Here is a 14719-nt window from a genome sequence, read left to right as displayed (position 1 = left end):
AGGGCCCCGGTTTTCGCCTTTTCGCCGGAACCCCCGTCGGAACATCGAAGGTAGGCTGGCGAGTCGGCACTTTTTTTCCTTCCACCGAGGAGGACCGATGCTCGCCGTCGAGGATCCCGCCACCGGACAACGGATCACGACCGTCCCCGACTGCGGGCCCGCCGAAGTCGACAAAGCGGTACGCGCCGCGGCGGCCGCTTCCCCCGCTTGGCGCGCCGCGGACCGGCGCGCGGCCTTGATGTCGTGCGCCGTCGTCGTCGAGGAGGCCGCGCCCGTGCTGGCCCCCGTTCTCACCGAGGAACAAGGGAAACCGCTTCGCGAAGCCAAAGCCGAGTTCGCCGGGGCGGCGGCGCGGTTCCGGTCCTTCGCCGGGTCGCCCGGCCCCCGGGCCGCCGGCGACGGGCCGGTCGCCGCGATCACGCCGTGGAACTTCCCCGTACAGCTGGCCGCCGCGATGCTCGCGTCGGCGTTCGCCGCGGGGAACACGGTGGTGCTCAAGCCTTCGCCGCGCACCCCGCTCACCACACTGCACCTCGGCCGGATGCTGGCGGAAGTGCTGCCGCCGGGTGTGCTGACCGTGCTCACCGGCCAGGATCCCCTCGGCGAGCTTCTGGTCGCCCATCCCGGGATCCGGAAGGTCGACTTCACGGGTTCGGCCGGTACCGGGAAGCTGGTGGCCGCCGCGTCCACGTCCGCGTGGCGGCGGCTGAAACTGGAACTGGGCGGCAACGATCCCGCGATCGTCCTTCCCGGCACCGACCCGGCCGCCATCGCGGAACGGCTCTTCTGGAGCGCTTTCGCCAACTGCGGGCAGATTGGCGTGGCGGTCGAGCGGGTCTACGCCGTCGGGCCGGTCTACGACGGCGTCGTAGAGGCGCTGGCGGCCATGGCGACGGAAGTCGTGGTGGGCGACGGAAGGACGCCGGGGACACAGATCGGCCCGGTGAACAACCGGCCGCGCTACGACCGCGTCACCGGTCTCACCGACGAGGCGCGGGCGAGCGGCGCGCGGCTCGTCAGCGGCGGACCGCTCGACGGGCCGGGGTACTTCTTCGCACCGGCGATCCTCGCCGAGGCGCACGACGGGATGAGAGTGGTGACCGAGGAGCAGTTCGGGCCGGTGCTGCCGGTCGTCCGATGCTCCACAGTGGACGAAGCCGTCGGGCTCGCGAACGCCACGGCGCCCGGCTTGTGCGGATCGGTGTGGGGCGCGGACGAGGAGTACGCCGCCGAAGTCGCGGCACGGCTCGTTTGCGGCACGGTCCGGGTCAACGAACACCGGGCCGCGTCCGCCGACGAGCCGTTCGCCGGCTCGCGGTGGTCCGCGAGCCGGGCCGAGCTCAGGGAGTGATCGTCCGGACGTCCCACACCCAGACGCCGTCGATGAATTCGGCGGGCTTCCGCAGCAGAAGGTCCACGGTGGTCCGGAAAGCGTCCTGGTGTTCGCGCGGGATCAGCACGAGCACGTCGGCGTTCCAGTACCGCAGATCCGCCAGCGCCTGCACCCGCTGCGACTCGGTGATCGTCGCCGGCACGCCGGTCTGCTTGATCTGGTCGAAGATGATCGACGTCGGCCGCTGGATGGCGCCGTAGCGGCCGCGTTTGTCGTCGGGCCCGCTCGGGCCGACGAAGTAGCCTTCCGGCATCGAGTAGCCGAGCCCCGCGTCGATCTGCCAGTGCAGCGGTTCGGATTCGCCGGAACTCGGCAACGGCACGGGAACCACGGTCCCGCCGGGCGCGACGTAGCTCCGCCAGGTGCCGTCGGCGAGGAATCTGGGGGTCGGCGGCCGTTCCTTGACGATCAGCTGGGTCGGCGCGATCGGCAGCAGGACCGCGATGACGACGCCGATCCACAGCAGCCGCAACGGGAATCGCCGCTCCCCCGGCACTTCGGGCAGTTTCGACGCGACCGTGTAGACGCGTTCGGTCGCCAGCGCGAGCAAGGCGCCGATGAGCGGGATGCAGCCCATCGCCAGCCGCGATTCCAGCAGCGACTCGAACAACGGCAGTTCCGAAAGGAGCTTCCACGGCCCCGGGATCCCGGTTTCCTCGTGCACCACCACGATCTGCACGCCGAGCGAAAGCCAGGCCATCACGAACATCGAGATCGCCAGCGCCCGTGCGAACACCTCGCGCCACAGCCAGGCGGTGATGACCACCATCAGCACGATCAACGGCCAGCCGAAGAAGGCGTTCTCCTCGGTGCGGTTCATCGACACGTCCGCGGCCGCCTGCGGCTGCCCGGCGACGGACTGCGTCGCGAACCGGGTGAACGCGGCCGTGTCGTTCCCGACGGGGCCGTGCTCGATCGCTTGATAGCTCTGCGGGCCGAAGAACTGCCACCACAGCGGGAAAGCGCACAGCACGAGCGCCACGAGAACGCCGATGCCGACGCCGATCCCCAGCGGTTTCGCCATCGGCGGGAACTCGCGGTAGTTCGTCGCGAAGTAGGCGATGGCGAAGATCGCGAACGCCATCGCGAAGATCAGCAGCGGTTCTTCGCCGAGGAAGATCTGGTACGCCGCCAGCAGGCCGAGGAAGATCCCGTTGCGGACCGGGCGTTCGCCGCGGGCGATCTTGAAGACCAGCAACGCGATGAACGGCAGGACGAACCACGCGACGAAGTTCGGGTGCGCGTTGCCGTGCGAGATCATCGGCGGGGCGAAGCCGACGAACGCGCCGCCGATGGCCGCGCCGACCCGGTGGGTGACCAGATGCCGGGAGAAGACCCAGTACCAGGCCGCCGCCGTGCCGGCGAGACCGCCGGTGAGCGCGATGGCCCAGGTGACCGTCGGGCCGAAGGTGAGCGTGACCGGCGAAAGCGGGATGCCGATGCCGAGCATGGCCGTGTTGGCCATCAGGTTCACGCCGAGCGGATGGTTCTGATAGTGCGAACTGAGCGGGTTCCTCAGGTGCAGCACGTTGTCCGCGGTGACGGAGAAGAACCACTCCCACAGGTTCTGATCCGACGCGCTGTTCCAGAGATAGCCTTCCTTGAGGTCGAGCCAGAGCCCGTTGTAGAGCAGGAAGGCGAACAGCAGGAAGCCGCCCATGATGGCGGCGTCGGCGGCGGCGAACCGGCGGGGTCTCGTGGGAGTCTTCCCGGCCTCCACATCCGCCGCCTCAGCCTGGAAAAGACTCACTGACCGTCCTCACGGCTCGACTACGCGGGCGAGAAAGTAGATCACACCCGTCGAGGCATGCCTCACGAGCAGAAGGAAGGGACGATCGACGACGACCTCAAGGGGTTCGTCGACGATGAGCGACGTCAGCCGCATCAGCACCGCCGTCGCGGCGGCGCCTTCGAGGCCCTGCTCGTCGATGCGGAGCACGGACTGGTGGAGGACGTCGGACACTTCGAGCCGGTCGTCGTCGGCGAGCCCGGTGAGGTCGGCGTCGGCGGTGAACATCGTCCGCACGCCGAGATCCTGGAGTTTCGCCGTCAGCGGGCTGTCGACGTCCAGGTCGAGTTTCGGCAGGGACAACGCGATCGTCTTGGACCGCGTGTTCTCCAGCAGGCCCGCGAGCTTCCCCGCGTCGAGCTCGGCGTCGTCGAGGTCGCCGTCCGGCAGCAGGACGATCGCCTCCACCCCGCCCTCGGCGCCGAGGCGGACGACCTGCCAGCCGTCCTCGTGGGTGTGGTCGAGCTGCTTTTCGAGCCACATCGTCGGCACCGTACGGGTGCCGGACGGTGCGTGGAAGTCCGCGGGCGCGGTGTTGTCACGCGAGAACGGATTGGTCCAGGCGGTTTTGAGATACAGGGCGTTGACGATCGCGGCGACGGTGTCCGGCGCGACGGTCCCCGGCTTCAGGAGTTCGGGGATCAGCTCACGCGTGGCCTCGGCGACGTCGGCGTTGATCAGCCGTCGCGCGGCCTCCGGATCGTCGCCGAACGGTGCGCTCTCGACCTTCCCGCCCGGCCAGGTGGCGAGTTCCTCGCGGAAGGAGTCCTCGATCGGGAGCCGGTCCCAGGCCCAGAGCGTGTTCGCGACCGCGAGTTCGGGACCGTCTTCGAGCAGTGACGAGGCCTTGCCCAGCAGGTCGGCGAGCTCGTCCGGGTCGCCGAGCAGCGCGATCAGTTCCTCGCGGGTCTTCCCCTTGGCGGCCTGGGTCACCAGGCCGAGCGCGCTCGCGATCGAGTACGGCGAGAAGCACGCGTTCTCCGCGCGGCTCGCCAGCACCCGATAGAGGTCCAGACCAAACCGGAGGTGGCTTTCGACGGCTCCCATGCCGCAGACCGTACCGTGCACGGGCCCGTGCGTCTCCTGTCCGAAAGTTCGGACTAGCCGTGGCGGCCGGTGTGCCAGGCGTGCCACGCGTACGCCTGCGCGTCCGTGAGCGACGCCACCTGGTCGACGACCACGCGCAGGCGGGCCGCGTCGTCCGCGGCGGCCTCCCAGGCGGGCAGGAACAGGCCGTCCAGCGCGTCCGGGGCGCGGCGGCACAGCGCGCCGACCAGTTCGGCGAGCGTCTGGCGCTGGCCGTCCTGCATCGCGAGGCGCCGTTTGTCGCTCATCACGTACCGCAGCGCGAGCGCCTTGAACAACGCGACCTCGGCGGCGACCTGCTCCGGGATGACCAGGCGCGCGGCGTAGCGGCTCAGCGGCCCCTCGCCGTAGACCTCCCTGGTCGCGCCGACCACCGCCGTCGCGAACCGGCCGACCAGCTCGCTCGTCAGCCGTTTCAACGCGACCTGCGCCTTGAGCGATCCGTCGAGCCCCGGTCCGGTGAGCTCCGCGACCACGGGCAGGTCGAGCAGCTCCTTCGCCGCTCCTTCCAATGTGGACTGAGACTGGTGCGAAAACCTGCGCGCCGCCTCGGCCACCGCCGCGCGTTCCTCCGCGTCGGCCAGTACCCGCAACGAGATCCGGCCCGCCAGCACCCCGTCCTCGACGTCGTGCACGGAATACGCGACGTCGTCGGACCAGTCCATGATCTGCGCTTCCAGACAGGTGCGGCGGTCCGGCGCTCCTCGCCGGACCCACGCGAAAACCTCGGCGTCGTCGGCGTAGACGCCGTACTTCGGATTGCCTTCTTCACGGAGCCACGGGTACTTCGTCGAGGCGTCGAGACAAGCGCGGGTGAGGTTCAGCCCGCCGGCCGCCCCGCCTTCGAGCAGGACCTTGGGCTCCAGCCTGGTCAGGATCCGCAAGGTCTGCGCGTTGCCCTCGAAACCACCGCACGGCTGCGCGACCTCGTCCAGCGCGCGCTCGCCGTTGTGCCCGAACGGCGGGTGCCCGATGTCGTGCGCCAGGCCGGCGGTGTCCACGAGATCCGGGTCGGCGCCCAGCTCGTCCGCGATCCCCCTGCCGATCTGGGCGACCTCCAGCGAATGCGTCAGCCGCGTGCGGGGTACGCCGCTGACCTCGGCACCTTCACCCGGGCCGACCACCTGGGTCTTGCCCGCCAGCCGCCGCAGGGCCGCCGAGTGCAGCACGCGTGCGCGATCACGGGCGAAGGCGCTTCGCCCGTCTTCCGCGCCCTCCAGCGCCGCGCCCTTGGGCCGCTCGGGCAGCAGGCGCGCCCTGTCGGCCTCGGTGTAGGTGTCGCTCACCAGCCAAGCTTAAGCGCGATCACCGACACTTATCGGGTTCAGACCTCCGCGGGGAACCTGGTGAGGCGGTAATACAGCAGCGCGCCGGTCTCGCGGACGATGTAGCGCGCCTGCGTCTCGCGGGCCTGCACGATCGGACCACGATGCGTGGGCGACGTCCAGGCGTCGAGCCCGAGGTCGTCGGCCATCACCCGCGCGCGGAACGAGTGCCACGGGTCGCTGACCAGCACGGCGGTCTTCCAGCCCCGCTGCTGCACCTGCTCGGCGACCGCGCGGAGGCTGCGCAGGGTGTCGCTGCCCTCACCGACCGGCAGGGTCGCCGACACGGGCACGCCCCGTTTACGCAGCCACTGCGCTCCCGCGTGCGCCTCGGTGTAGTTGTCGTCGGCCTTCTTGCCGCCCGCGGTGACGATCACCTTGGCGACGCCCCGGTCGTACAGCGCCTTCGCCTTCTCCAGCCGGGCCCGGAAGATCTCCGACGGCCTGCCGTTGTACTGGGCCGCGCCGAGCACCACGATGACGTCGGCCCGGTCGCGCACGTCCTCCCGCGCCACCTGCCAGACCCGGAACGCCGTTCCGCCGATCAGCGCGACGAGCACCAGCAGGAACCCCGCCAAGGTCCGGCGCACCCAGGTCGCACGGGTGGGTTTGGTCCGTTCGGCGGTACTCACGGTGGTGATTCTCGCAGAGCGGCGGGGTGATCTCAGAGCCAGCCGTGCTCTTCCGCGAGCCGCACCGCCTCGGCCCGCGTCCTCGCCCCGGTCTTGCCCATCGCGGCCGAAAGATGGTTGCGCACGGTGCCTTCGGAAAGGTGCAGCACGCGGGCGATACCGGCCACCGTGCTGCCGTCCTTGGCGACCTTCAGCACGTCGTGTTCGCGTCCGGTGAGCGGGCTCGCGCCGGTGGCGAGCGATTCGGCGGCGAGCGCGGGATCGACCACCCGGAGCCCGCCGTGGACCCTGCGGACGGCGTCCACGAGCTGCTCCGGCGGCGCGTCCTTGACCACGAATCCCGCGGCACCCGCCGCCATCGCCCGCGACAGGTAGCCCGGCCGCCCGAAGGTGGTGCAGATGATGATCCGGCACAACGGAAGCGCGCCGTGCAGTTCGGCGGCGGCTTCGAGACCGTCCTTGCCCGGCATCTGGACGTCGAGCAGCGCGACGTCCGGGGCGGTCTCCTTCGCCCGCTGAAGCACTTCGTCGCCCGAGCCGACCTGGGCGACCACCTCGATGTCGGCTTCGAGGCCGAGCACGGTGGCCAACGCCCCGCGCACCATCGCCTGGTCGTCGGCGAGCAGGACCCGGATCACGCGCAGCCTCCAGCGGGTTCGGAGAGCGGCGCGGGCGCGACGCTCCGCAAGGCGGACTCGGGTACCTCCGCCCGGACGAGCCATCCTCCCCCAGGCGGCGTGGTGGCGGTCAAGGTCCCGCCGACCGCGTCCAGCCGTTCGGTGAGGCCTCGCAGGCCGTTCCCCGCCATCGCCTCGCCGCCATCGCCGTCGTCCTCGACTTCCAGCCAGGTCTTGCCGAGCCGGACCTTCACGCGCTTCGCCCCGGAATGCCGGAGCACGTTGGTGACCGCTTCCCGCAGCACGTAACCGAAAGTGCGCTGCAGGGCCGGGTCGACGTTGTCCACCGCGTGCGGCAGGTCCGCGTCGATCTCGGCCGCCCGCAACGCCGCCCGCGCCCCGGCGACCTCGGCCGACAGCGACACCTCGCGATATTCGGACACCGTGGCGCGGATATCCGAAAGCGCGCTGCGGGTCAGGCCCTCGACCTCACGGATCTCCTGCAGCGCGCGGGAATCGTCCTTGCCGCTCTCCAGGATCCGGCGCGCGAGCCCTGCCTTGACCGTGATGGTGGTGAGGCTGTGGCCGAGGATGTCGTGCAGATCCCGGGCCAGGCGCTCGCGTTCCCCCGCCACCGCGAGCGTCGCGATCTCCCGGTTCGCCGCCTCCAGTTTCCGCACCGCGCGGACCAGGTTCGCCATGAAGAACATCGCCGCCGTGATCGAGGTGACCGCGATGAGATCGCCGAAGTCGTCCTTCCCGACGGCCAGGTGGACGCCCAGCACCAGCAGCAGCGCGCCGCCGTCCAGGATCAGCGCCCACGCCGGCGGCAACGTGAAGGCCAGCACCGCCGTCGCGTAGATCAGGATGTACGGGTTGTTGTCGTGCAGGAACACCAGCGCGAGACCGACGAGCAGCATCAGCACCGAGAAGACGTAGGTCGTCTTCCGCCGGGAAGGCCGCAGGCTGAGCGGGAACAGCACGTAGCAGGCACCGTAGAAGATCAGGAGAGCGGCGATCACCAGCTCTTTCCCGGTCACCCCGTCGGTGGCCAGATCGACCGCCGCGGGGATGAAGCTGGGCAGGATGAAGGCGAGGCCGAGGACGGCCCACCGCCCCGGCCGGGGACCCCTGCCGGTCCGCGGCGGCATGTCCGCCCACCAGTTTTCCCGGCTGTTCAAGCCCGTCTCGACCCTGCCCGGGTAGTCCTTCACCTGGTCACCCTTTTCTCAGACCCGCGCACTGTCCTTACGGTAACGCCTGATCACCAGGGTCCCGAGGACCGCGGTCCACGCCGCCAGCACACCGAGCGCGGCCGAGAGGCTCACCGTCAGATGGTCGGTGACCACCGGGCGGACCAGCTGGATCAGCCAGTACGTCGGCGTCACCTGGGCGATGTCGGCCATCCACGACGGCATCCCGTCGATCGGGATCCACAGGCCGCCCAGGAAACCCATGCCCATCATGACGATCATGTTCAGCGGCTGCATCGACTCCGGCGTGCCGAACTGGCCCAGCAGCAGGCCGAGCAGCACCAGCGGGATCGCGCCGAGCCAGATGCCGAACACCAGCCGCAGCCAGCCGGCGGCGTCGAGGTGGACGCCTTGGAACAGGACGCCGACCAGAGGGACGACGAGCAGCGACGGGAGCGCGACGAGCATCGCCGAGAGCGCCTTGCCGCCGAGATAGCCGGCGCCGGTCAGCGGGGTCAGCCGCAGCTGGCGCTGCCAGCCCGTGGACCGCTCGATGGCCAGTTTCGCGCCGCTCGTCATCGCGGCGGAGAAGGTGCCGAAGGCCATCATGTTGACCATGATCACGCCGGCGATGTTCATCTCCGCGGAGCCGAAGACGTTGGCCTGCAACAGGAACATCAGCACCGGGAAGGCGACGGCGAAGAGCACGAACCGGGTGGAACGGAAGGTGCGGACGATCTCGGTCTTGAGGTAGGTCGGGTTCATCGGACGGTTTCCTCGGTGGCTTCGGTGGTCAGGGAAAGGAACGCGCCTTCGAGGCCGACGGCGCTGATCTCGATGTCGCGCGCTTCGGGCACGTGGGTCAGCAGCGCCCGCAGCGTGGCGTCGGAATCGGAACTGGAGATCGCGGCGCGGCCGCCGCGGAGTTCGAAACCGGTGACCGCGGGCAGCCCCGCGATCACCGGCTCCGCCGCCGCGGGCACCACCGCGCGGATCGTGCGTCCCCCTGCCAGCGCACGGACCTGCGCGACCGAACCGTCCGCGACGATCCGCCCGGACCGCATCAGCACGACACGGTCGGCGAACTCTTCGGCCTCTTCGAGATAGTGGGTGGCGAACAGGACCGTGCGGCCGGTGTCCGTGTACTCGTACATGGACTTCCAGAACTCGCGGCGCGTACCGACGTCCATCGCGGCGGTCGGCTCGTCGAGGATCAGCAGATCGGGGTCGCTCACGAGCGCGACGGCGAACCGCACGCGCTGCTTCTGCCCGCCGGAAAGCCTGGTGGAACGCCGGTTCGCGAGATCCTCGATCCCGGCGCGGCGCAACGCCTCCCGTACGGGCATCGGCTTGCGGTGCAACGCCGCGACCATGCCGACGGTCTCGGCGACCGTGAGATCTTCGACGAGCGCGCCGCCCTGCAGCATCGCGCCGATCATCCCGTCGCCGACCGCGTCCCCCGGCGCGCGTCCGAACACGGTCACCGTGCCGCTGTCGGGCACGCTCAGGCCCAGGATCATGTCGACGGTGGTGGATTTGCCCGCGCCGTTGGGGCCGAGGAGCGCGACCACCTCGCCCGGCGCGATCGTCATGTCCACGCCGTCGACGGCGTGGACGTCGCCATAGTGCTTACGCAGCCCGGAAAGCCGGACCGCCGCCCCCGCGGTGATGTCTTGTTCTCGCATGACTTGAGCTTGTCGCACGGAGGCGTCGCGGCCGTGGGCCGCGCGTCATGACCTGAGGGTGACACTTGTCAGGGTGCGCCGCTCGCGCGCGCTATGAAAGGTCCTTTCCTTGCAAATTTTGCAAGGAAAGGACCTTTCATAGCGTTGGTGAGTGGGCACGGGGCGGCGCGCGTACGGGCTGAAGGGGCCCATCACCGCATCCGATGCGGCGAAAGCTCCCTTCACCCAGCTCGCCTTCCCTCGCCTTGCGCACTCACGACCGCTTCAAGTGTCATGAAAGGGTCGTTCAGGACAAGAAACGTCCTGAACGACCCTTTCATGACACTCGGCTCGACGGAGCCGCGCGAGTACGTGAAGGCCCCCTTCACTGCGTCTAACGCAATAAAGGGGGCCTTCACGTACTTCCGAAAAGCGGAACTCAGGCGCCGATCAACCGGCCCGCCAGGTACGACTCGAGCTTGTCGATCGCGACCCGCTCCTGCGCCATGGTGTCGCGCTCCCGCACGGTCACCGCGTGGTCGTTGAGCGAATCGAAGTCGACGGTGACGCAGTACGGCGTCCCGATCTCGTCCTGCCGCCGGTAACGGCGGCCGATCGCGCCGGCGTCGTCGAAGTCGACGTTCCAGTGCTTGCGCAGCGCCGCCGCGACGTCGCGCGCCTTCGGCGTGAGATCGGCGTTGCGGGACAACGGGAGGACGGCGACCTTGAACGGCGCGAGCCGGTAGTCCAGCTTGAGCACCGCGCGGGTGTCGGTGCTGCCCTTGGCGTTCGGCACCTCTTCCTCGTGGTACGCGTCGACGAGGAACGCCATCATCGACCGGCCGACACCGGCCGCGGGCTCGATGACGAACGGGCGGAACCGCTGCTTCGTGGCCTGGTCGAAGAACGACAGGTCCACACCGGAGTGGTTCGAGTGCGTCGTGAGGTCGAAGTCGGTGCGGTTCGCGATGCCTTCGAGCTCGCCCCACTCCTGGCCCGCGTTGAACGCGAAGCGGTACTCGATGTCGACGGTGCGCTTCGAGTAGTGGGAGAGCTTTTCCTTCGGGTGCTCGTAAAGGCGGAGGTTGTCCGCCTTGATGCCGAGGTCCTTGTACCACTCGGTGCGCGCGTCGATCCAGTACTGGTGCCAGGTCTCGTCCTCGCCCGGCTCGACGAAGAACTCCATCTCCATCTGCTCGAACTCGCGCGTGCGGAAGATGAAGTTGCCCGGCGTGATCTCGTTCCGGAACGACTTGCCGATCTGGCCGATGCCGAACGGCGGCTTCTTGCGCGCCGCGGTCTGCACGTTGAGGAAGTTGATGAAGATGCCCTGCGCGGTCTCCGGGCGCAGGTAGTGCACGCCTTCCTCGGACTCGACCGGGCCGAGGTAGGTCTTGAGCATCATGTTGAAGTCACGCGGCGCGGTGTACTGCCCGCGAGTGCCGCAGTTCGGGCACGGCACCTCGGACAGGTCGTCCTCGGACACCTCCTTGCCCGAGCGGGCGGAGAAGTCCTCGGCCAGCTGGTCGGCACGGAACCGCTTGTGACAGGAGAGACATTCGATCAGCGGGTCGGTGAAGACGTCGAGGTGACCCGACGCGACCCACACCTGACGCGGCAGGATCACCGAAGAGTCGAGGCCGACGACGTCGTCGCGGCTCTGCACGACGGTCTTCCACCACTGGCGCTTGATGTTGTCCTTGAGTTCGACACCGAGGGGCCCGTAGTCCCACGCCGACTTGGTACCGCCGTAGATCTCTCCACACGGGAAAACGAAGCCTCGACGCTTGCACAGGCTGACGACGGTCTCAATGGTGTTGGCGGGCACTCCACGCTCCGAAGCATGCGGGGACGGGTATGGGCTAGAAGGACAAGACTAACCGCCCGTCCCCGCGCGACCTCCGGCGAGGTCGGACCGCTCAGGGCCTGCTGACCAACGAGGCGGTGACGATGCGGTTGTCCTCGTAGCCGTCGGTCCCGCCGACGTACTCGCCACCGCAGGTGACCAGCACCAGCCGATGCGGCCCGTCCGGCCCGAACAGCTTCTCCGACTGTTCGGCCAGCTTCGTCTTGTGCACGGTGACGATCTCGCCGATCTTGTACACCCACTTGCCGCCGTCGGTGTCGACGACATTGACCTCCTGACCGGTCTTGAGCCGCCACAATTCGTCGAACGGGCCCTTCTTGCCCTTCCAGTTCACATGCCCGGAAAGCAGGGAAGCGCCCTGGTCGGCGCCCAGTTTCGCGCCCCACCAGGTGGCTTCGTCGAGGCCCTCGGGGATGGGGAGGGTCCCGTCCGCGGTCAGTTCCTTGCGGATCAGTTTCGCCGTGCCGCCGCCGGGGAGTTTGACCGTGCCGGGGGCCTGCCCCAGGTCGGCCGGGGTCTGGGGCGCCTGTGCCGCCGAAGTGGTCGCCTGGTCTTGCGCGGCCGCGACGACCGGATCACTCTTTCCAGTGAAAACCACCACGGCGACCACGGCCGCCACCACGAAGATCGCGGCGCCGATGAGGATCAGCCCCAGGCTGGAGCGCTTCTTCGGCTGCTCCTCACTCGCCGCATCGTCGTCGAACTGTCCCACCATCGGGTATTTACTCCTTGCTCGCATCTAGCCGGTGTCGCTAGACACGCGACGCGAGCCGAGAGAGGTTGCACCGACTTCAAGCGGGCGGACCCGAAACGGGGGTCGCGACGATCACCCGGTTGTCCCGGTAGCCGTCCGTCCCGCCCAGGTAGTCGCCGCCGCAGGTGACCAGGACCAGCCGGTGCGGCCCGCTCTGCGCGAACAGCTTCGCCGCCTGTGCGGGCAGGTCGTTCTTGTGCACCGTGACGACCTCCCGCACGCGATAGACCCAGATGCCGCCCGCCGCGTCGCTGACGGCCACCTCCTGGCCCTCCCGCATCCGCCACAGTTCGTCGAACGGCCCTTTGACGCCGCCCCAGTTGACGTGGCCGGAGATCAGCGCCGTACCCGCTTCGGCGCCGAGCCGCGCACCCCACCAGGCCGCGTCGCCGAGCCCGCGCGGGATCGGGAGGACACCGGTGGAGTTGACCTCGGAGCGCACGAGTCTCGCCGATCCGCCTTCGGGCAGGCGGATGGTGCCGGGCCGCTGCCCGCGTTTCGAACTGTCGGCGGGCAGCGCCAAGGGAGCGCCGTCCTCACCGGGCACGACCGCGGGTTCCGTGAACGACACCGTCTGTTCCGGCGGGATCCAGGTCAGCACGATCACGCCCGCGGAGATGGCGAGCGCGGAGACGACAGCGGACAGTGCCGCCAGCCATGGCCGCACGGGACGGCTACTTCTCCCGCACCGGAACGGGCTTGCGACGGCGGAAGAGCAGCATGGCCGCGGCGCCGATCACGATGCCGCCGCCCAGCAGCCCCAGCCCGACCACGGTCCGCGTCGAGTCGGCGGTCTGCGGCGGGATACCGCCCGCGGGCACCGTCCCCGGCACCGCGGGCTGCTCGGGCGCCGCGCCCGGCCCGGTACCACCGGCGGGCTTCGCGACGAAGTTCTTCGGGATCGAGCAGCTCACGCCGCCGAGCACGAGCGTCGTGCGGGCCTCGCGCAGATCCTTGCCCGCCTCGTCGCGCACATGCGTGGCGATGTCGACCTTCCAGCCCGCCACCGCGGTCACGTCGCCGCTGCGCCAGCCGTCCTGCCGGATGAGCTGGTCGAACGCGGTCACACGGGACACGGTCAGGTCGGAGGTGGTCTTGTCCTTGCTGGCCGTCTTGTCGATCTCGCCGGTCGAGGGCGGGCCGAGCTTGAGCCCCTTGACGTCGACGCCCGAAGCGCCGGACGGTTTGAGCGTGCCGGTTTCGTCCCGCACCCAGATCTTGCCCACGCTCGTCGACGACGTCGCCTTGCTCGGCGACGAGCAGTCGACGGCGCTCTTCGCGCCTTCGAGCACCAGCACGGTGTTGTCGGCGGGCTTCGCGCCCCCGCGCCCGTTGTCGAGCAGGGCGTAGTTGCTCTCCGCGACCGCCGTCGGGACCGTGGTCTGCTGCAGCGCGGCGAGCACGTTGTGGTCGCGGCTGGCGATACCGGGCGGGAACGGGCTCTGAGCGCCGAAGCGACCCAGGTTGATGGCCCACTTGTCGCCGAAGGTGTTCTTCTCGCCCTCGTCACGCGGGACGACGGTGCGGTCCGGGGAAAGTTTCGACTGGCCGGGCGTCAGCGGCGAGCGCTGGGTCTCGGTGATCAACGATCCCGGGTTCCCGATGCGCACCGACGCCACATTCGCGAACGACACGGGGCCGGTCTTCTCATCCACGGCCTGCGTCGTCTGCGCCGAGGCGAGCCCCGGAACCGACGCCAAAGCGACGGCCGCCGTCGCGGCGGCCAGCTTCGTCACGAAACGAGTCATGTCTCCCCACTGCCTCTCCGGGCCCTCAGAGCGCGGTCGTCAGCGTACGAGAAGCGACGAAACGCTCCGCGACAACCTTGCACCGTTGGCGACCACATGCGAAGTGGAATGGTCATTTCTTTGCGAAGTCACCCGAATGGAGCAGTAACATCGCCGCCAAGTGGTCGCCCGGTCGGCGAACAGACCCCCGGGGGCGGGAACACTAAGATGAGCTGGACTGTTACTGGCAATGACTTCGAAAATCATGATGGACTTGGAGGCGGCGATGGCTACGGTGACCCCGGACTCTGCCGCCCCGGGCCTCACGGAAGACCCCGGACCGCATTCGTCGGCCCGTCCCCCCGCCGAACCCGCCACGTCGGCCTCGCCCGCCGTCCTCGCGGACGCCGGCGACCTGCTCAGGGCGCTCGCCGCGCCGGTGCGCATCGCCATCGTCCTGCAGCTGCGTAACGCGGACAGGTGCGTGCACGAACTGGTGGACACACTCGATGTCGCGCAGCCGCTGATCAGCCAGCACCTGCGGGTGCTGAAGACCGCGGGTGTCGTACAGGGTGAGCGACGCGGCCGCGAGGTGGTGTACCGGCTGGTCGACGATCACCTTGCGCATATCGTGGTGGACGCCGTAGCCCACGTTCAGGAGGGGAAGTGAGC

Annotated in this window: 14 protein-coding genes; 2 read left to right on the top strand and 12 right to left on the bottom strand. The window is 69.3% G+C overall.

All coding sequences use genetic code 11. The annotated features are described in order from the left end of the window. The first annotated feature begins 97 nt into the window (after positions 1-97). Positions 98-1351 (top strand): aldehyde dehydrogenase family protein, encoded by a 1254-nt coding sequence (locus tag ACIBTM_RS29420; RefSeq protein WP_395880392.1) that lies wholly within the window; start codon positions 98-100, stop codon positions 1349-1351. Here ACIBTM_RS29420 and ACIBTM_RS29415 read toward each other — a convergent pair. The 12 genes from ACIBTM_RS29415 to ACIBTM_RS29360 form a co-directional block, all read right to left on the bottom strand. After that, positions 1341-3143, bottom strand: a complete 1803-nt coding sequence (locus tag ACIBTM_RS29415) for a glycosyl transferase (protein ID WP_395880391.1) — start codon at positions 3141-3143, stop codon at positions 1341-1343. The genes ACIBTM_RS29420 and ACIBTM_RS29415 overlap by 11 nt on opposite strands. Positions 3144-3152: 9 nt before the next feature. Then, positions 3153-4229 carry a serpin family protein gene (locus tag ACIBTM_RS29410; protein ID WP_395880390.1) on the bottom strand — a complete coding sequence of 359 codons (1077 nt, stop codon included), beginning with the start codon at positions 4227-4229 and terminating at the stop codon, positions 3153-3155. A gap of 53 nt (positions 4230-4282) precedes the next feature. Further along, the gene (locus tag ACIBTM_RS29405; RefSeq protein WP_395880389.1) at positions 4283-5554 is read right to left on the bottom strand and encodes a deoxyguanosinetriphosphate triphosphohydrolase; all 1272 of its coding nucleotides are present in this window, start codon (positions 5552-5554) and stop codon (positions 4283-4285) included. Positions 5555-5592: 38 nt separating this feature from the next. Continuing rightward, positions 5593-6225 (bottom strand): YdcF family protein, encoded by a 633-nt coding sequence (locus tag ACIBTM_RS29400; RefSeq protein ID WP_395880388.1) that lies wholly within the window; start codon positions 6223-6225, stop codon positions 5593-5595. Positions 6226-6257: 32 nt separating this feature from the next. Further along, entirely contained in the window at positions 6258-6863 is a 606-nt protein-coding gene (locus ACIBTM_RS29395; protein WP_395880387.1) for a response regulator transcription factor, read from the bottom strand. Then, complete coding sequence (locus tag ACIBTM_RS29390; protein ID WP_395880386.1) at positions 6860-8056, bottom strand: sensor histidine kinase; 1197 nt, start codon at positions 8054-8056, stop codon at positions 6860-6862. Before ACIBTM_RS29390 ends, ACIBTM_RS29395 begins: the two co-directional genes overlap by 4 nt. Positions 8057-8071: 15 nt before the next feature. Further along, positions 8072-8800 (bottom strand): ABC transporter permease, encoded by a 729-nt coding sequence (locus tag ACIBTM_RS29385; protein ID WP_395880385.1) that lies wholly within the window; start codon positions 8798-8800, stop codon positions 8072-8074. Beyond that, positions 8797-9720, bottom strand: a complete 924-nt coding sequence (locus ACIBTM_RS29380) for an ABC transporter ATP-binding protein (RefSeq protein WP_395880384.1) — start codon at positions 9718-9720, stop codon at positions 8797-8799. The genes ACIBTM_RS29385 and ACIBTM_RS29380 overlap by 4 nt, the downstream gene beginning before the upstream one ends. A gap of 418 nt (positions 9721-10138) precedes the next feature. After that, on the bottom strand, positions 10139-11527 hold the full coding sequence (locus ACIBTM_RS29375; protein WP_034316415.1) for a glycine--tRNA ligase: 1389 nt from the start codon (positions 11525-11527) through the stop codon (positions 10139-10141). Between the two features lie 91 nt (positions 11528-11618). Next, entirely contained in the window at positions 11619-12281 is a 663-nt protein-coding gene (locus tag ACIBTM_RS29370; protein WP_395880383.1) for a class F sortase, read from the bottom strand. Between the two features lie 76 nt (positions 12282-12357). Continuing rightward, on the bottom strand, positions 12358-12987 hold the full coding sequence (locus ACIBTM_RS29365; RefSeq protein ID WP_395880382.1) for a class F sortase: 630 nt from the start codon (positions 12985-12987) through the stop codon (positions 12358-12360). 7 nt (positions 12988-12994) lie between these two features. Next, positions 12995-14068, bottom strand: coding sequence for a hypothetical protein (locus tag ACIBTM_RS29360; protein WP_395880381.1), 1074 nt, complete (start codon positions 14066-14068; stop codon positions 12995-12997). A gap of 265 nt (positions 14069-14333) precedes the next feature. On the opposite strand from ACIBTM_RS29360, the gene ACIBTM_RS29355 reads away from it, so the two are divergent. Continuing rightward, positions 14334-14717 carry a helix-turn-helix transcriptional regulator gene (locus tag ACIBTM_RS29355; RefSeq protein WP_240594511.1) on the top strand — a complete coding sequence of 128 codons (384 nt, stop codon included), beginning with the start codon at positions 14334-14336 and terminating at the stop codon, positions 14715-14717. The last annotated feature ends 2 nt before the right edge of the window (positions 14718-14719 follow it).

Origin of the sequence: Amycolatopsis sp. NPDC049868 (genome assembly GCF_044461365.1) — a bacterium.
Taxonomy (GTDB): Bacteria; Actinomycetota; Actinomycetes; order Mycobacteriales; family Pseudonocardiaceae; genus Amycolatopsis.
This window is presented reverse-complemented; position numbering and strand designations above follow the sequence as displayed.

Excerpts from the sequence above, each read along its gene's own strand:
- ACIBTM_RS29420 (WP_395880392.1), top strand. The coding sequence starts at position 98 with ATGCTCGCCGTCGAGGATCCCGCCACCGGACAACGGATCACGACCGTC.
- ACIBTM_RS29410 (WP_395880390.1), bottom strand. The coding sequence starts at position 4,229 with ATGGGAGCCGTCGAAAGCCACCTCCGGTTTGGTCTGGACCTCTATCGG.
- ACIBTM_RS29385 (WP_395880385.1), bottom strand. The coding sequence starts at position 8,800 with ATGAACCCGACCTACCTCAAGACCGAGATCGTCCGCACCTTCCGTTCC.
- ACIBTM_RS29380 (WP_395880384.1), bottom strand. The coding sequence starts at position 9,720 with ATGCGAGAACAAGACATCACCGCGGGGGCGGCGGTCCGGCTTTCCGGG.
- ACIBTM_RS29370 (WP_395880383.1), bottom strand. The coding sequence starts at position 12,281 with ATGGTGGGACAGTTCGACGACGATGCGGCGAGTGAGGAGCAGCCGAAG.
- ACIBTM_RS29360 (WP_395880381.1), bottom strand. The coding sequence starts at position 14,068 with ATGACTCGTTTCGTGACGAAGCTGGCCGCCGCGACGGCGGCCGTCGCT.
- ACIBTM_RS29355 (WP_240594511.1), top strand. The coding sequence starts at position 14,334 with ATGGCTACGGTGACCCCGGACTCTGCCGCCCCGGGCCTCACGGAAGAC.